The organism is Erwinia sp. GW821-FHT03D09, assembly GCF_059420805.1.
On the sequence record NZ_JBWKUK010000007.1, the window covers coordinates 169496 to 185891 of the forward strand.

Annotated in this window: 18 protein-coding genes and 1 pseudogene; 9 read left to right on the top strand and 10 right to left on the bottom strand. The window is 56.2% G+C overall.

Annotated elements, in window-relative coordinates:
• Window positions 1-23: 23 nt before the first annotated feature.
• On the bottom strand, window positions 24-1550 hold the full coding sequence (locus AC07U6_RS08905) for a sugar ABC transporter ATP-binding protein (protein WP_494764042.1): 1527 nt from the start codon (window positions 1548-1550) through the stop codon (window positions 24-26).
• A 337-nt stretch (window positions 1551-1887) separates the two neighbouring features.
• Between AC07U6_RS08905 and AC07U6_RS08910 the strand changes: the two genes are divergently transcribed.
• On the top strand, window positions 1888-2700 hold the full coding sequence (locus tag AC07U6_RS08910) for an IclR family transcriptional regulator (RefSeq protein ID WP_494764041.1): 813 nt from the start codon (window positions 1888-1890) through the stop codon (window positions 2698-2700).
• Window positions 2701-2851: 151 nt separating this feature from the next.
• Here AC07U6_RS08910 and AC07U6_RS08915 read toward each other — a convergent pair whose 3' ends face one another.
• The gene (locus AC07U6_RS08915; protein ID WP_494764040.1) at window positions 2852-3229 is read right to left on the bottom strand and encodes a hypothetical protein; all 378 of its coding nucleotides are present in this window, start codon (window positions 3227-3229) and stop codon (window positions 2852-2854) included.
• A 414-nt stretch (window positions 3230-3643) separates the two neighbouring features.
• Here AC07U6_RS08915 and AC07U6_RS08920 point away from each other — a divergent pair, with 414 nt between their 5' ends.
• Window positions 3644-4423, top strand: coding sequence for an L-threonylcarbamoyladenylate synthase (locus AC07U6_RS08920; protein WP_200543595.1), 780 nt, complete (start codon window positions 3644-3646; stop codon window positions 4421-4423).
• Window positions 4424-4587: 164 nt separating this feature from the next.
• On the opposite strand, the gene AC07U6_RS08925 is transcribed toward AC07U6_RS08920, so the two are convergent.
• The gene (locus AC07U6_RS08925; RefSeq protein WP_494764039.1) at window positions 4588-5484 is read right to left on the bottom strand and encodes a LysR family transcriptional regulator; all 897 of its coding nucleotides are present in this window, start codon (window positions 5482-5484) and stop codon (window positions 4588-4590) included.
• 138 nt (window positions 5485-5622) lie between these two features.
• Here AC07U6_RS08925 and AC07U6_RS08930 point away from each other — a divergent pair, with 138 nt between their 5' ends.
• A complete protein-coding gene (locus tag AC07U6_RS08930; RefSeq protein ID WP_494764038.1) occupies window positions 5623-5793 on the top strand; it encodes a hypothetical protein in 171 nt (56 codons plus the stop codon).
• Window positions 5794-5923: 130 nt separating this feature from the next.
• Here the strand turns inward: AC07U6_RS08930 and AC07U6_RS08935 are convergent, their stop codons facing one another.
• The 3 genes and pseudogenes from AC07U6_RS08935 to AC07U6_RS08945 form a co-directional block, all read right to left on the bottom strand.
• Window positions 5924-6550, bottom strand: a complete 627-nt coding sequence (locus AC07U6_RS08935) for a LysE family translocator (protein ID WP_494764037.1) — start codon at window positions 6548-6550, stop codon at window positions 5924-5926.
• 141 nt (window positions 6551-6691) lie between these two features.
• Window positions 6692-6982, bottom strand: a complete 291-nt coding sequence (locus tag AC07U6_RS08940; protein ID WP_494764598.1) for a hypothetical protein — start codon at window positions 6980-6982, stop codon at window positions 6692-6694.
• Window positions 6971-7182, bottom strand: a pseudogene (locus tag AC07U6_RS08945) (MFS transporter); the annotation flags it as partial. The pseudogene AC07U6_RS08945 and the gene AC07U6_RS08940, both read right to left, overlap by 12 nt.
• Between AC07U6_RS08945 and AC07U6_RS08950 the strand changes: the two are divergent.
• The 4 genes from AC07U6_RS08950 (at window position 7172) to AC07U6_RS08965 (ending at window position 11230) form a co-directional block, all read left to right on the top strand.
• Window positions 7172-7474: a hypothetical protein gene (locus tag AC07U6_RS08950; RefSeq protein ID WP_494764036.1), complete on the top strand. Its 303-nt coding sequence runs from the start codon at window positions 7172-7174 to the stop codon at window positions 7472-7474. The pseudogene AC07U6_RS08945 and the gene AC07U6_RS08950 sit on opposite strands and share 11 nt — an antisense overlap.
• A gap of 107 nt (window positions 7475-7581) precedes the next feature.
• Entirely contained in the window at window positions 7582-9234 is a 1653-nt protein-coding gene (treF, locus tag AC07U6_RS08955; protein WP_494764567.1) for an alpha,alpha-trehalase TreF, read from the top strand.
• 112 nt (window positions 9235-9346) lie between these two features.
• Complete coding sequence (locus AC07U6_RS08960) at window positions 9347-10126, top strand: ABC transporter substrate-binding protein (protein WP_494764035.1); 780 nt, start codon at window positions 9347-9349, stop codon at window positions 10124-10126.
• 12 nt (window positions 10127-10138) lie between these two features.
• Window positions 10139-11230 (top strand): DUF2817 domain-containing protein, encoded by a 1092-nt coding sequence (locus tag AC07U6_RS08965; protein ID WP_494764566.1) that lies wholly within the window; start codon window positions 10139-10141, stop codon window positions 11228-11230.
• A gap of 22 nt (window positions 11231-11252) precedes the next feature.
• Here the strand turns inward: AC07U6_RS08965 and AC07U6_RS08970 are convergent, their stop codons facing one another.
• Together AC07U6_RS08970 and AC07U6_RS08975 are read right to left on the bottom strand one after the other, a co-directional pair.
• Window positions 11253-12032 carry a HalD/BesD family halogenase gene (locus AC07U6_RS08970; protein WP_494764034.1) on the bottom strand — a complete coding sequence of 260 codons (780 nt, stop codon included), beginning with the start codon at window positions 12030-12032 and terminating at the stop codon, window positions 11253-11255.
• A 109-nt stretch (window positions 12033-12141) separates the two neighbouring features.
• Window positions 12142-12564, bottom strand: a complete 423-nt coding sequence (locus AC07U6_RS08975) for a nucleotide triphosphate diphosphatase NUDT15 (protein ID WP_494764033.1) — start codon at window positions 12562-12564, stop codon at window positions 12142-12144.
• A 157-nt stretch (window positions 12565-12721) separates the two neighbouring features.
• Here AC07U6_RS08975 and hglS point away from each other — a divergent pair, with 157 nt between their 5' ends.
• Window positions 12722-14053, top strand: coding sequence for a 2-oxoadipate dioxygenase/decarboxylase HglS (gene hglS, locus AC07U6_RS08980; RefSeq protein WP_494764032.1), 1332 nt, complete (start codon window positions 12722-12724; stop codon window positions 14051-14053).
• Window positions 14054-14220: 167 nt separating this feature from the next.
• On the opposite strand, the gene AC07U6_RS08985 is transcribed toward hglS, so the two are convergent.
• Window positions 14221-15024 (bottom strand): Cof-type HAD-IIB family hydrolase, encoded by an 804-nt coding sequence (locus tag AC07U6_RS08985; protein WP_494764031.1) that lies wholly within the window; start codon window positions 15022-15024, stop codon window positions 14221-14223.
• Between the two features lie 343 nt (window positions 15025-15367).
• Window positions 15368-15637, bottom strand: coding sequence for a hypothetical protein (locus AC07U6_RS08990; protein ID WP_494764030.1), 270 nt, complete (start codon window positions 15635-15637; stop codon window positions 15368-15370).
• An 11-nt stretch (window positions 15638-15648) separates the two neighbouring features.
• Here AC07U6_RS08990 and fsa point away from each other — a divergent pair, with 11 nt between their 5' ends.
• On the top strand, window positions 15649-16314 hold the full coding sequence (fsa, locus tag AC07U6_RS08995) for a fructose-6-phosphate aldolase (protein ID WP_494764029.1): 666 nt from the start codon (window positions 15649-15651) through the stop codon (window positions 16312-16314).
• Window positions 16315-16396: the final 82 nt, after the last annotated feature.

The following is a 16396-nucleotide window of genomic DNA, read 5'->3' on the forward strand; positions in this document are numbered from 1 at the left end:
CGTCTGCGGGGTGGCGTAAAATTTCACACGGTGGCGACGGTGGATTCGCTGCTGGCGGAGGCCAGTTCAAGTAGATTGGCAAAGCTGACGCGATCGTTTTTCAACTCGCCGACGATCTGCCCGCGGTTGAAGACCAGCGCCCGGTTGCAGATATGGGCGATTTCTTCGAAGTCACTGGAGAGCACCAGTACCGCCACGCCTTCGGCCAGCGCTTTATTCAGCAGGTGGTAGATCTCTTCGCGCGCGCCCACATCGACACCCGCGGTGGGATCTTCCAGGATCAGCAGTGGCGCATTGAGGTGCATCCAGCGCGCCATCACCACTTTTTGCTGGTTGCCACCGGAGAGGGCGCTGATATCCAGGCTGACGTCCTTCGGCCGCACGTCGAACAGCTGCATTTTCCACCAGCTGGCGCCCAGTTCGGCGCGGCGCCCGTAGTGTGAGATCGGGCGATGGCCGCTGGCGCAGGGGTTGATAAACAGGTTTTCACGCACGCTCATCGACATCACCAGGCTCTCGCCGGTGCGATCCCCGGCAACCAGCGATACGCCCGCCGCCATGGCCTGCTGCGGGGAGCTGGCCTGATAGGGTTGTTTACGGAAGGTGATGCTGCCGCCGGTGCGCTGGCGAAGGCCGAACAGCAGGCGGCCTATCTCCTCCTGCCCGGCACCGCGCAGCCCGGCCAGCGCCAGCATCTCGCCGGGCTGCAGGCTGAAGGACACCGGGCCAACCTCATCAATGCTTACGCTGTCGAAGGTCAGGACCGGATCGGCTTTTTCCGGCAGCGGTTCGCGCTGGTTGCCCTCAACCGCTTCGCCGACGATCATCTCCACCAGGTTGCGCAGGCTGTAGTCGCGGGTAAAGCCGCCCGCTACGCGTTTTCCGTCGCGCATTACGCAGACGCGGTCGGCAATTTCAATTACTTCGTCCAGACGGTGGGTGACGTAAATCATCCCCACTTTTTTACTTTTCAGGCGTTCGATGACGCTGAAAAGGTGGCGGACGTCGTTGGCCGGCAGCGAAGCAGTGGGTTCATCCAGCACCAGCACTTCGGCGTTGACCGCCACCGCACGAGCGATAGCCAGAAGGGATTTCTCGGTGCGTGACAGTTCGAAAACGCGTGAGTCCGGGTCGAGGGCGATACCCACTTCTTCCAATGCCTGGCGGGAACGTTCGCGCACCGCCCGCCAGTCAATCAGCCCCAGTCGGCGGGTGAACCCCATCACCAGCGCCATATTTTCCGCCACTGTCATCCACTCGATCAGGCCGAGGTCCTGATGAATAAAGGCGATGGGCTGGCGCTGGGCGGTTTTCAGCGCGGCGGCGGAGGTAATGGTGTCGTCGTGAAAGCGGATATCGCCGTCGTCGCGTGGGTAAACGCCGGCGAGGACTTTAATTAACGTGGATTTGCCGGCGCCATTTTCGCCCAGCAATGCCATGACTTCACCGGGATGAACCTCCAGGCTGACGTCATTGACGGCGATATTGCCGCCAAAGCGTTTAGTGATGTGGCTCAGCGTCAGAACCGCTGCCCCGGGTGTATCCTGCATAACAGTCTCCTGCAACAACAGATAAGTATCAACGGCGGCGACAGCATATTAAAAACACCGCTTATTCCAACATGCGAAATCAGGTTTCAAAAATAGTATTATTACTGAGGGCGGAAAGCAAAGGTGAGGAAGTTTTATTTATTTATATAAATCAGATATTTAATTTTGATGTTATAGAACTGTGATGAATCGCTCACTTCGCTTTTACGCGTTTAACCGTCTAAGATGGAGCGATATCAGGGTTGAAATGTCGTTCCATGTTCACAGCCGCAGAGGCATGAGTTACCATCAGACAAAGCCCCGTAAAGGGTGTGCGGGACACTAAGAGGAAGCGTGAATGAGCGTAAAGGCGGATACCGCAAAGGACGATAAAAAGGATCAGCCGGCTGGCACCCAGAGCCTGTTTCGTGGCCTGCAGCTGATTGAAATATTGAGTAATTACCCTAACGGCTGCCCGCTGGCGAATCTGTCAGAGCTGTCCGGGATGAAAAAAAGTACCGTTCACCGGCTGTTGCAGGGGCTGTACAGCAGCGGCTATGTCACCCAGGCGCCTTCGCCCGGCAGCTACCGACTGACCACCAAATTTATTTCGGTGGGGCAGAAGGCCCTGTCGTCGCTGAATATCATTCACGTTGCGGCTCCCCATCTGGAAAAACTCAATCTGGAAGTCGGTGAAACGGTGAATTTCTCCAGCCGTGAAGACGATCATGTGATTCTGATCTACAAGCTGGAGCCAACGACCGGCATGCTGCGGACCCGGGCTTATATCGGACAGCATATGCCGCTGTACTGCTCGGCAATGGGTAAAATCTTTATGGCCTGGGGCAGTGAAGAGTATCCGGCGCACTACTGGGAAACGCATCAGGATACGATCCAGCAGCTGACGAAAAATACCATCACCACGCTGCCGGAAATGCTGGATGAACTAAAGGCGATCCGCCAGCAGCAAACCGCGATGGATCGGGAAGAAAACGAACTGGGTGTGTCCTGCCTGGCGGCACCGGTCTTTGATATCCAGCAGCGGGTGCCGTTTGCCGTTTCGGTGTCGCTGCCGACCGCCAAGCTGCAGCAGGTCGGCGTGAAAAAACTGATGGTATCGGTGGTGGCCACCGCCAGAGCCATCTCCGCCGAGCTGGGGTTTAATAGCTGATCCGGGCATGGCCGGATCGACATGTTCGCCGGTCGTTGAGAAGGCAGTAGAAGGGGCGATGGCCCTGCCGATTCTGCCGTTTGCTCAACCGACCTGGCTTCTGCCGCCGTTCAGCGCGTAACAGTGACGTGCTGGCCAGCGGCATTTGTTGTTACCGATGATGCGGAACCGCTACTGCTTCCCCGCTCATCCTGCACTGGCGGCGCATCATTCGCCGCAGCGGATAGAGCATCAGCAGGCCGTTCTCATTGCTGCCGGTTAGCTGTGCCACCACGCCAAATCCGTACGGGCCGATAAAGCCACCCACAATGCCGAAGGCGTTAATCCACGCAATGCCCACCGCCGCATCGGTGCCTTTCAGCTGCTTTGCCGGGAAGCTCCAGAAAATCGGCTGCCCGGCGCCGAGGCCAAACGCGGCGGCACTCAGGCCCACATCGGCCTCCATTTCCAGCCAGGCAAAACCCACGATCGTTCGGTCGATAAAGGCAAACAGATAGCAGACCACCAGCAGCGGCAGCAGATAGCGCATGTTTTTTGCGATAAACGTGTGTGCGACTTTGCGCGTGATGTTTGTCCATGATTTTCCCCCGGCGAGTGATTCACCTGACTCGTTATGCTTAATGGTTGTAAAAGCATCAACGGTGGGAGAGGCGGTTAATTTAACAAACTGCGAGCCAGCTCAACATTGAAACAGGAAAAATGGAATGAATAAACCGCCTGATTTTTAATGAGTTAATCAGGGAAATGTCACCATCAGGTTTATCAGTGGAATATTATTTTCGCCAAATCGTCGGTTTCACCCCTTCCGTAGTGCAACGATTGTTTTCTGATGGAAACAATAGGCGGTTTTACGCGTTTATTGTTGCAGGAAAAACTGGTTGTGGCAGGATGGTTTCAACGGGTGATTACCCTCCTAATTTAAACCGAATCCGAAGGTGTCGTGATGAGCAATAAAGTCGTTAACTGGAATGGTGGCTTACAGCCGGAAGCCGTTGAAATCCTGTCTGCTGAAGGCGGCATGATCGTTTGCCCTACCAAAGTGGGCTACATCATCATGACCTCCGACGCGAAAGGCCTGGAGCGCAAGTTCGATGCCAAACAGCGTAACCGTAACAAGCCTGGTGTGGTGCTGTGCGGCTCGCTGGAACAGCTGAAAGAGCTGGCGCAGCTGAACCCGGAAATCGAAGAGCTGTATCAGCAGCACTGGGATAAAGACGTTCTGCTGGGCTGCATCCTGCCGTGGAAAGAAGAAGCCGTCGCGCGCATTCCGGAAGACGGTTCTAAAGACCTGATGATGGACCGCCGCCAGACCAGCTGCTTCGTGATCAAGTTTGGTGTGCCTGGTGAGAACCTGGCAAAAGAACTGTGGGAAAACCACGGCAAGTTCTCCTTCGCCAGCTCGGCTAACCCGTCAGGTAAAGGTAACCGTGGCCTGGTGGAAGGTATCGGCGAGCGTATCGAACAGCACGCTGACCTGATTATTGCTGCGAACGACTACGTGAAATCAATCCAGCCTAATGAATCTGAAAAGACCCGTTACGAGCAGGGCGTGATGGTCGCGATGGTGGACGAAAACGGTAAGCTGGTTCCAGAGCAGAAAGGCGAACGTAACATCACGCCTTGCCCGGTACTGATCCGTAAAGGTCTGGACGTGGATAAGATTATGTCAATGCTGTCCGACATCTTCACCACCTGGGATTACCGTCACGGTAACTACTACTGATTACCGCTTCTGCGCCTGAGACGACGGCAGATGCTGCTATCTTCAGGCGCGATTAACGCGAAAATCAATCAGCACCCGCTAATACGGGCGTTTTTTTATTGTTACTCTCCTGGAATGAATCCGGAGCGTTAATTACTGCCATCTCCCGGCCTGAATCCGAAATGTTAATTACTACTCAGCGCCTTTTGCAGTGCCTCGACGAATAACCTGACGCGCGGGGAAATATAGCTGTCCGTTTTCATCAGAACGTAGGATTTATAAATATCCATCTCCCAGTCCGGCAGGAGGTGAACTAATTTACCCTCATCAACGGCTTCCTGCGCAATATAGCTTGGTAAATACGCGATGCCGGTCTGGGCTATGGCTGAATTGACCAGTGCAATACTGTTGTTGGCACGAAATCTGCTGCGGACTTCAATATCTTTTTTTTGCTTTTCTTTTCTGAACGGCAGCGAGATGGTATGCGCCGGGCCTCGAAAAAGAATAAAGTCATGGCGGGTAAGATCGTCCGGGCTGGTAATTTCCGCGTGCTGTTGCAAGTAATCCGGAGCGGCGTAAATTCCCCAGGTAATATCCATCAGCGGGCGATAGTTACGGTGTCCTGGAAGCTCGCGCTTAATCACTACCGCCAGGTCGAAGTTATCGTCCTCAAGGCTGGCCGGGCGATCGGTGAGGTCAAGATCGACGCTGACGTGGATATTGCTGGCGACAAAGTGGTTCAGTACCGGCACGATGCACTGGCAGCCAAACGTCACCGGCGCAACCACGCGCAGGCTGCCGGTGGGTTCCTCGTGGAACTGGCGGATGAACAGGTCGGCGCTTTTCACCTCGTGCAGGATGCGATAGCAGTAGTGATAGTAGGTCATCCCCACTTCGGTCACCTGGATTCGGCGGGTGGTGCGGGTGAGCAGTTTGGCCCCCAGCCGCACTTCCAGCGCGGAAATCTCCTTGCTCACCGAGGATTTCGCCAGCCCGAGCACCTTTGCCGCTTCGGTGTAGCTTAGCGTTTCCACCACTTTGGCAAAAATAATCATCCCGTGCAGGTTTTCAAAATCGCTCATTATTATCCCGGATTGTTCTTAAGGAGAAACAATAAAGGATACTAGCATATTTCACGTTTCCAACGCACAGAAAATAGATAGGGTAATTAAAAATAAATTTAAGTTATCGGAGAATAATCGCGCAGAGAGAAAATTAACATGGGTCAGACAATCAGTCAGAAAATACTCGCCCGGGCCAGTGGGCGCGAAAGCGTGACGCCTGGTGAAATAGTCTGGGCAAAGGTGGATATATTAATGTCGCACGATCCCTGTATGCCGGGAGTGGCCAGCGTATTTAAAAAAGAGTTTGGTGAACGGGCGAAAATATGAAATCCGGATCGATTTATTCTTATTTCTGACCATTTTGTTTATTCCGCCGATCCGCAGGCGAATCAGAATATCCGGGTAGAGAGACTGATGCTGTAAAGCAGCAGGGCCGCTGTGAGGCGGCCCTGGGGGATTACTTCGCGGAGATGGCCAGTGCGCCACCGGCAAAGACAAACAGGCTGCCTGTTGAACGGTTGAGCATCCGCAGTCGTTTCGGGTTAGAGAACAGCCCTGACAGGCGACGACCGGCGCAGGCGTAGCTGAACATAATGCTGAAATCCAGCGCGGCCCAGGTGATCGCCAGGGTGGCAAACTGCAGCGCGTGCGGCTGGCTGGCATCAATAAAGTTCGGGAACAGCGCGGCGAAGAACAGCAGATCTTTCGGGTTACTGATGCCGACCATAAAGCCCTTACGGAACAGTCGCAGCGCGCTCGGCGCGTCTTCCATCTCCGGCGTGGCCGCCGGCGTTTCATGGCTGTTATCGCGCCATGCGGAAATGCCCAGCCAGACCAGATAGGCGGCACCGACCACTTTCAGAATGGTAAAGGCAGTGGTGGAGGCGGCCAAAATAGCACCCAGACCCAGCGCGGAGGCGGTCATCAGCATCATGGCTGCCAGCACGCCGCCGACAACCGTTGCCAGCGCATGTTTACGGCCAAAGCGCAGGCCGTGGGTCATGCTGATTAAAGCCGACGGGCCGGGAATCGCAATCAGTGCGGCAATTACGCCGGTATAGGCCAACCAGAGGTGGAGCGTCATACAAGGTCCTTTCATTTAAAACCCTCTGTCTGAGGGTTTTTAGCGATAAGCGATAATGGATTTCGTTGAAATACGAAGGAGCGATAGTTTATTTTCACGGCAGTGAGAAGTAAATCACATGCGCAAGATTTTCCATTATTGCTACGGCTGGCGCTGTAAAACGTGCTCGCTGGTTCCTGCCTTCCGTCGCAGATTGTCAAGTAATGCCAGCAGCGACAGCAGGCTGACGGCAATAAACGCCCAGGAAAAATCTACCGGCAGCGGCTGTGGATGCGCCTGCAAAGACATCGAGGCGCGCAGCGCCAGTGCGGCAAAGGCGATACCGGCACTCATACTGAACTGGAAGAACATGCTGAATAGCGTAGCGGCAGCGCTCATCTGCGGGCGCGGCACATCGGCAAAACCCAACGAGTTATAGCAGGTAAACAGCACGATAGCGCTGGCAAAAATGCGCCGTTCGCCAAAGCGGCCAGCCAGCCGCTCAGCGGAATGAATACCGCCACCGCCAGCAGAAAAGCCGTAATACCCACGTTCATATCAATCGCGCTGACCGAAAAATCACGCGCCATCTGCGGCAGGGCGGTGGCGATCACCGTCGCATCCAGATTTTCCATAAAGAAAGTGACGGCCATCAGCAGGGCGATCCACCAGGTTCGTGGTATCGGCGCAGTGGGCGAGGTGGCGGGCTTGCACAAGGAAAAACGTACTAATCTGCGGTTCGGATTGAAGATTACCGCTAAAAAAGCTGGGAAATTAGGTTGCGGCAAAACAGTGAGCCAGGTCACGCTAACCTCCTGTTATGCGGCAGCTATTTTTAATAAATACGGCTGGAAGCTGAATTTGTCAGTTTATGTTTATTCATTCGCTCTGATGTTTTCTTTTTTTTATAAAAAAACCGTATTTAATGTTTCATTTATTTTTTGAAATAATATGTCATTAAGATTAATAGAAACATTGGGTTGCGTGAAGAGACACCGGTACTATACTCATTAGCAGTACGATAAATTCATCATGTGAATTCTGCCGTTAATATCCGGCAGCAGGAGGCTTTTATCACTTTCAATCACACCGAAACGATAAACAACATTCCCGGCGAATTTGAAAACTGGTATCTCGATTACGAAGCTGGTCCTGAAGCGGTGATGGAGCCGCAGCCGGAGCACATCCGCGGCCTGCCGGTTTCCGATATCCTCACGCCGTCGGACCGCTATCAGGAGCTGTTCGTTGCGGTGCAGACATCGCGCATCTTTAGCGACAGTAAAACGTTTGCCGACTGTGCACCAAAGTTCGATCCGGAACGCATTATGTTTCGTTATTATCTGGCCCGCGAGCGCGATGATTTTAATTTGCTTCACTTCGTGTTGGAGAATTTCGATCTGCCGCAGGTCAATGAAAGTCATTATGTTTCCGACCCGGAAAAAACCATGGCGGAACATATTGATGCCCTGTGGCCGGTATTAACCCGCCATCCGAAACAGCACTGTGAATATTCCTCGCTACTGCCGCTGCCGAAACCCTATGTGGTTCCCGGCGGGCGATTTGGTGAAACCTACTACTGGGATTCCTACTTCAGCATGCTGGGCTTTGCCGCCGCCGGTCGCTGCGATCTACTGCGTAATATGGCGGACAACTTTGCCTGGATGATCGACCGCTACGGCCATATCCCCAACGGCAATCGCACCTACTACCTTAGCCGCTCGCAGCCGCCGGTCTTTGCGATGATGGTGGAGCTGTTTGAGAAGAACGGCGTTAATGAAGCGCAGCGCTATCTTCGTCACCTGAAAAGCGAGTACGCCTTCTGGATGGACGGGCAGGAAAGCCTGGAGCCGAATCAGGCGTATCGCCACGTGGTGATGCTGCCGGACGGCGCGGTGCTGAACCGCTACTGGGACGACCGCGACACCCCGCGCGACGAGTCTTATATTGAGGACGTGGAAACCGCGCGCGACTCATCACGCCCGTCCAGCGAGGTTTATCGCGACCTGCGCGCCGGAGCGGCGTCGGGCTGGGACTACACCTCGCGCTGGCTGAGCGAGCCGGGGCGGCTGGCGAGTATTCAGACCACCAGCATCATCCCCATCGATCTGAACGCGTTCCTTTATAAGCTGGAGATGGCGATTGCCCGTCTGTCTGCGGCCCGGGGCGACGAGGCCACCGCCGAACGCTATCAGCAGCTGGCCTGTCGCCGGCAGGAAGCGGTAAACCACTATCTGTGGGATAACGACACTGGCCTGTACCGCGACTACAACTGGCGCGACGGTGAGCAGGCAACCTTTTCCGCCGCTGCCGTCACCCCGGTTTATGTCGGCATGGCGAGCCTGGATCAGGCAAACCGTACGGCGAAAGCGGTGCGCGATTATCTGCTGGCGCCGGGCGGCTTGCTCTCCAGCATGGAGCAGACCGGTGAGCAGTGGGACAGCCCCAACGGCTGGGCACCGCTACAGTGGATGGCGGTGAAGGGCTTCAGCATTTACGGCGACGAGAACCTGGCGCATGAAATCGCCAGCCGCTGGCTGAGAACCGTGTCTTCAACCTATCAGCAGCACCATAAAATGGTGGAGAAATACAACGTCAGCGGTGATGCCGCGCTGCTGGGGGCCGGGGGGGAATATCCGCTGCAGGACGGGTTTGGCTGGACCAACGGCGTAACCCGCCGTCTGCTGGAGATGTTCCCGCAGGGATAGCTATCACTCCTGCTAATTATTCTCCCTGTTTTATAAGCTAAAAACCTTATTTCTCCGCGATTAATCATGGTATTACTTGAGAGTAAACGCCTGATTAATCCGGAGATCTACCATGAAAAAACTTACTCTTACTGCGCTGGCCCTGCTGGCCGCCTTCAGCGCCTCGTCGCAGGCTGCGGAAGAACTGCGCTTTGGCGTCGATCCGACCTTCACTCCGTTTGAAAGCAAAGCGGCAGATGGATCGCTCCAGGGGTTCGATATCGATCTGGGCAATGCCGTGTGCCAGCAGATGCAGGTGAAATGCGTCTGGGTGCAGACCGCCTACGACGGGATTATTCCGGCTCTTCAGGCGCGTAAATTTGATGCGATTCTGTCCGCAATGGCAATGACCGAGAAGCGCCGCCAGCAGGTGCTGTTCACCGATATGATCTACAACGTCCCGAGCGCGCTGCTGACGTCAAAGGCCAGCAAGCTGCTGCCGGACGTCGCGATGCTGAAAGGTAAATCGGTCGGCGTGGCGCAGGGCACAACTCAGGAAGCCTTTGCGAAAAGTGTCTGGGAGCCGCAGGGCGTGCAGGTGGTGAGCTATCAGAATGAAGCCGAAATCTACCCGGATCTGGCCTCGGGCCGTCTGGATGCCACCTTTATTAACGCTGCCGCCGCCGAAACCGGCTTCCTGAAAACCCCGCAGGGCGCGGGTTATCATATTGCCGGTGAGCCAATGTACGACCAGAAATACTTCGGTGAGGGCATCGGCATTGGCCTGCGCAAAGATGATACGGCGCGGGTCGAAAAAATTAACCAGGCGCTGGCCGAACTGCACAACAACGGCACCTACGATAAGTTAGCGAAGAAGTACTTCAGTTTTGATGTCTACAAGCGCCCGGAATAAGTAATGACGACGATAGCACTTCCTGATTTTACCGCGCAGCGGACGCGCTTTCTGGCGGCGGTGGCGCGCAACGACGGCACCATCACCTGTTACGACCACCCGTTAACTGGCCCCGAGGGCGAAGCGCTTTCCACCGAGGTGGCGGTGCTGGGCCGCCCTGATGCGCCACGCGTGATGCTGGTGATCTCCGGCACCCACGGCGTGGAGGGCTACTACGGTTCCGACTGCCAGATCGCCTGGCTGGACGCGCTGGAGGGCCAGACGCTGCCGGATGACGTGGCGGTGGTGCTGGTTCACCTGTTGAACCCGTGGGGTACCGCGCACCTGCGTCGGGTCAATGAAGATAACGCTGACCTCAATCGCAACTTTATCGACTTCGCAGTCGGTGCGCCGGACAACGCCGCGTACCGCGATTTGCATGCGATCTACACCTGCCGCGACGTTAACGGCCCTGAACGTGTCGCCGCCGATGCCATGCTGGCAGAGCAGTGTGCCGAGCGTGGCTGGAGCGGGGTGAAGCAGATTGTCGAGGCCGGACAGTATCAGTATGCCGACGGCATCTTCTTCGGCGGCAGCCGGGCCAGCTGGTCGCATTTGACGCTGAAACAGATCATTGCCAATCATTTGCAGCACGCGCAGCGCATTATCAGCTTCGATCTGCATACCGGGGCGGGTGCCTGGGGGCATCCGATGCTATTGGCGATCGCGGAACGGCCTTACCCGGCGCTGGATGAGGCGCGACGGATCTTCGGCGAGTGGCTGACGGTGCTGATTACCGGCGCAGGCCGCGACAGCGAAACCGGGGTGACCGCCACGGCTACCGGCTATCTCTCGCAGTTCCTGCTCGATAATCTGCCGGAAACCGATCTGATCCAGCTGGTGGTGGAGTGCGGTACCTATGCCGGGGATGAGATGCATCGCCGGGTGCGCGACGACCACTGGCTGCATCTGTACGGTGAACCGGCGAGCGAGCAGGGACGGCAGCTGAAATGGCAGATCTTTGAAGGCTTCAACCCGCAGGATGCTGACTGGCAGGCGCTGGTGGCGTTCCGCACCCGTCAGATCTTCCAGCGCGGATGGGCGGCGCTGCTCGCCGCCCGTTAAGGTTTAAGGCGTCAGTTAAGTGCTAGAGGCGCCCGTAGAAGGTCATTCGGGCGCTTTCCGACAGCGCGATATCCGGCTGGGCATTCCAGGCCAGCACCACCAGCATACGGGTGATATCGCCTTCGGTTGGGGTCACCCGGTGCAGCGCGTTGCGCCCGCGAAACAGCACCAGATCCCCCGGTTCAATCTCCAGCTTTTGTACCTCCTGCTCGCCGTTCAGCACGTGACCCACGCCGTCATAATTCATCTCCCCGGCTTCCGCATCGCGCAGATGGCTGACGTATTCAAACACGCCGCCCGCTTCGGGTTTCTGGATCAGCAGGGTGATGGCAAACGACGAGTTATCAAAATGCCAGCCCAGCTCCTGGCCGCTATGTGCGTAGTGCAGGTTGATCGATGACAGGCTGTCGGCGTAGGGATACAGCTGCTGTTCGTCCAGCACGCCGCACAGGAAGGTTTTGAATACTTCTGAGTCGTAAAGGGTACGCAGCGGCGAGTCCACCGGGATCTCTTCGTCGGTAATACAGCCTTTCGACGAAACTACCTGGCGATTACGGGGATGATCGGCGGCAAAGGTTTCATCGGTTTTTTGCAGATAAACGTTGTGCTGGCTTTTAGCGTAGAAAGCCAGATGCTGACTCTCTTCGCCCTCTTTTTTGATGATATCCAGCGCTGTTGGGGTCAGAAAACCGCGCAGCACCAGTGCGCCGGAGTCAGCCAGCTGAAGGCGACAGTCGTCGGTATAGGTGGCATCGTCAATCGGGTGAGCAGACAGATTAAGGATCGAGGTCAGTGCGTTCATCGGGTTCTCGTCGGCGGCGAAGTGATAAATTCACTGTATGGTTTCACTCTGCCGCTGACTATCTGTTTTTACACGTATTCTGCGCTTTTGCGATTGCTGCCGCACTGCGCTAAATCGGGGTTTTTGCCAGCGGAGCCAGGCTACCTTCCTGCGCCAGCAGCGAACGCAGCGGCGCAAACAGCGGCTGTGGCAAATCGACGGGATCGAACCACTGCCAGCCGGCACATTTTTCCGGTTCGCAGCGCTGCGGCGTGCCGCTGGCCGCATGGGCCAGCACGAACAGCGTGACGTAATGTTTCTGCTCGGCGTGGAAGACGTCATTGGTAAACGGGCCCAGCGCGGTGTCGCCGAGGATCAGTCTGGTCTCTTCGAGCACTTCGCGGGCGGCACACTGCTGCGGGGTTTCACCGAATTCCAGGTGGCCGCCGGGAGCCGACCAGTCGCCCTCACCGTGGCTGCCCAGCCGCTTGCCGAGCAGGATTTTGCCATCGCGAAAAATCAGTACGCCAACGCCGATGCGGGGTTGTGGCATGTTTGTTCTCCCTGAGATGAAATGACCGCGATGATAATAGCCGCCTTCCGGGGGCTGATTCACAATATTGATAATCTGTGATGCAAACGGTACTCAACTCGCGGCGGGGTGACTATGCTGCCAGTGGGATAATTTGAGCTTTTTCAGGAGAGCTGCAATGAGTGACAGATTTATCAGTGCCGACCGGATACGCGACCGTTTTTCCAAAGCCATGTCGGCGATGTACCAGGCGGAGGTGCCGCAGTACGGCACGCTGCTACAGCTGGTGCGGGAAGTGAATCAGCAGGAATCCGCGCGAGATTGCAGCGCATTATCCCCGGAGGAACTGAATCGCCTGAGCGTGGAGCGTCACGGCGCGATTCGTCTGGGCACCGCGGCCGAGCTGGCCACCATGCGCCAGCTGTTTGCGGTGATGGGGATGTCCGCGGTGGGTTATTACGATCTCTCTGAGGCGGGCGTGCCGGTGCATTCCACCGCCTTCCGTCCGGTAAGCGAAGCCTCGTTGTTGATCAATCCTTTTCGTGTATTTACCTCGCTGCTGCGGCTGGAGCTGATTGACGATCCGGCTCTGCGCCAGCGGGTAGCCGATGTGCTGGCCAGCCGCGATATTTATACGCCGCGCCTGCGCGAGCTGCTGGTTTTGTGGCAGCAGCAGGGCGGATTCAGCGAGAACGAGGCCGACGAATTTGTCAGCGAAGCGCTGGAAACCTTCCGCTGGCACCAGCAGGCGGCGGTCGATCTGCCAACCTATAATGCGCTACTGGCCCAGCACCGGCTGATTGCCGATGTCGCCTGCTTCCGCGGGCCGCATATCAACCACCTGACGCCGCGCACGCTGGATATCGATCGCGTGCAGCAGCTGATGCCGGCGTACGGCATCAGCCCGAAAGAGGTGATTGAAGGCCCGCCGCGCCGCCGCTGCCCGATTCTGCTGCGGCAGACCAGTTTTAAGGCGCTGAATGAAGAGATCCGTTTTTCCGATCGCGTGCAGGGTACTCACACTGCCCGCTTTGGTGAGATCGAACAGCGCGGCGTGGCGCTAACCCGCAAGGGGCGCGAGCTGTACGATCGGCTGCTGCGCGAGGCTTCAGCGCAAAAGTTTAGCGATAACACTGCTCATCAGCAGCATCTCAGCGCCGTGTTTGCCGCGTTTCCGGACAGCGATGCCGAGCTGCGTCAGCAGGAACTGGCCTTTTACCGCTACCGACGCAATCCGGGCGCTGTGGCGCAGCCGGGACAGGATCTGGAGGCGCAGATCGCCAGCGGCGCGGTGATTGCCGAACCGATTATCTACGAGGATTTTCTACCGGTCAGCGCGGCGGGGATTTTCCAGTCCAATCTGGGCAGCGACACCAGCAGCGTCAGCAGCGGAAATCCCAGCCAGGCGGCATTTGAGCAGGCGCTGGGCTGCACGGTGCAGGATGAATTTGCGCTGTATCAGCAGTTGCAGCAGGATTCGCTCGATCGGCTGAGTGAAGATCTGACTTAGGAAAATGTTCTCCGCGTAAGGTGTCGTGGCGCAGGGATGAGGGCAGCCCTGGCCGCGGAAACTGAGATTTATGGCCCGACTACGGTAAAGCGCGTCGTTCAGGCTGCCCGGATGATGGCTGTCGATTTGGCTGGAAGCGCCTGTCTGCGCAGGCGCTAAGCAGTGAATCAGCCGCCGAACGGAGCACTGTGAGTCAGTACGCGCTCGACAACATTCAGCGCACCCTCGTCGTTATTGCTTTCGGTGTGATAGCGCGCAACCTGTTTGACCGCAGGCTGCGCGTTAGCCATCGCAAAGCCGAAGCCCGCATGGGCCACCATCTCGATATCGTTACCGCTGTCGCCAACGGCAACCACTTCCTCATCGGCGATGCCCCACTGCCGCTGCAACAGCGCCAGCCCGTGAGCCTTGTGCACGCCGGGAATAATCAAATCGACAAAGCCGAAGCCGCTGGAAACCGGGGTGACGATGCCGTCCAGCGCATGGCCGACGTGCGCCATCAGTTCAGGGATCTTTTCGTCCGGCAGATTCAGCGAGAACTTAAAGACGCTTTCATTCAGATGGTCAAAGCTCTCGCGCAGTTCAAGGCGGTGGTAGTGTTTTGACATCAGCGTCACCAGCGCATCCGGCGAAGAGCCCAGCATCCAGGCGCTGCGCGGGCCGCAGAGCACCGCGTGAACGTCCGGGAACGCCGACAGCACCGTCAGCACGCGCTGCACGCGATCTGCACTGAGATCGCCGCAGAACAGAGTCTGCCCGCGATCGATGATATAGGCACCGTTTTCAGCGACGAAGGTAATCTCGTTGCGGATTTCCGGGAAGAAGCTGATCAGCTGGTAATACTGATTGCCGCTGGCGACGACAAAACGGATGTTTTGCTGTTTGATCTGCTGATACTGCGCCAAAAACCGGGCTTTATTATAGGTTTTCTGGTCTGAAAGAAAGGTGCCATCCATATCGACAGCGATCATTTTAATCACGGTTCCATGCCCTGAAGTAGAAAAAACATCCGCTATTTTCGTCGGAAAAGGTGCAAAAAAAAAGAGGCGAATTTTGCACCTTTGTGCCGCTTTTCTTTCGTTTTTGCCAAGTCCGCCAAATTTGGCAAACTTTACCCTTATAATGTGGCGAAGCGTGGCGATATTGATACGATTATCACCGATCGGCATCTTTCCGCAGATTTTGTTGACAGCTTAACGGGGCAGGGAGTCAAGGTGCTGACCGCCTGACCGCCTGACCGCCTGACCGCCTGACCGCCTGACCGCCTGACCGCCTGACCGCCTGACCGCCTGACGGCGGCTTGGGCGTTATTTATCAGCCCGTGGCTAATACGGGTACTTTTCTTTCATATTTTCTTTCTTTTGTTTCGAAACTCCCCGCGGTAGCAAACTCAGCTTGCGACATATAAAGTTTTTCACACTCATTTATAATAAAAATGTTATTAAACAGCATGTTATGCTGTTTTTTTAGCGGTTTGTTACAATGTGATAGCGCTCGTGTTTTATACAGAGATACAGATTTATTTTTTAATGAAATAAAAATATATTGCATATGAAACTTTTTATTGTGAATCGTATTATCCACCGGAGGTCACCATGGAATTCTATTTAGATACTGCTGACGTTGCGGCAGTAAAACGTCTTGCGACCGTTCTGCCGATTAAAGGCGTAACGACAAACCCCAGTATCGTCTCGCGCAGCAAGCGCCCGTTAAGCAGCGTACTGCAGGAACTGACGTCGATTTTGCCCGCCGACAGCACGCTGTTTGCCCAGGTTATCGCCTATGATGCCGCCGCGATGGTGGATGAAGCACTGCAACTGCGTGAAATTGTCCCATCGCTGGTGGTGAAAGTGCCGGTAACGCATAACGGCCTGACGGCAATCAAGGCGCTGACGCAGCAGAATATCCCCACACTGGGCACTGCCGTTTACGGTGCGGGGCAGGGGTTCTATGCTGCGCTGGCCGGAGCCAGCTATATTGCGCCCTACGTTAACCGCGTGGATGCGCAGGGCGGCGACGGCATTATGCTGGTTAAGGAGCTGCAAAGTCTGCTGTCGCTCCACTGCCCGCAGAGCAAAGTGCTGGCGGCCAGCTTCCGCACGCCGCGGCAGGTGCTGGACTGCATGCTGGCCGGATGCGAGGCGATCACCGTCGATCCGGATGTGGCCGAACTGTTCCTGCTCGATCCTGCCGTGGACAGTGCGCTGCAGCGCTTCGATCAGGACTGGACGGCGGCCTACGGCGATTTGAAACTTTCCTGATTGGCTGATTGGCTGATTGGCTGATTGGCTGATTGGCTGATTGGCTGATTGGCTGATTGGCTGATTGGCTGATTGGCTGATT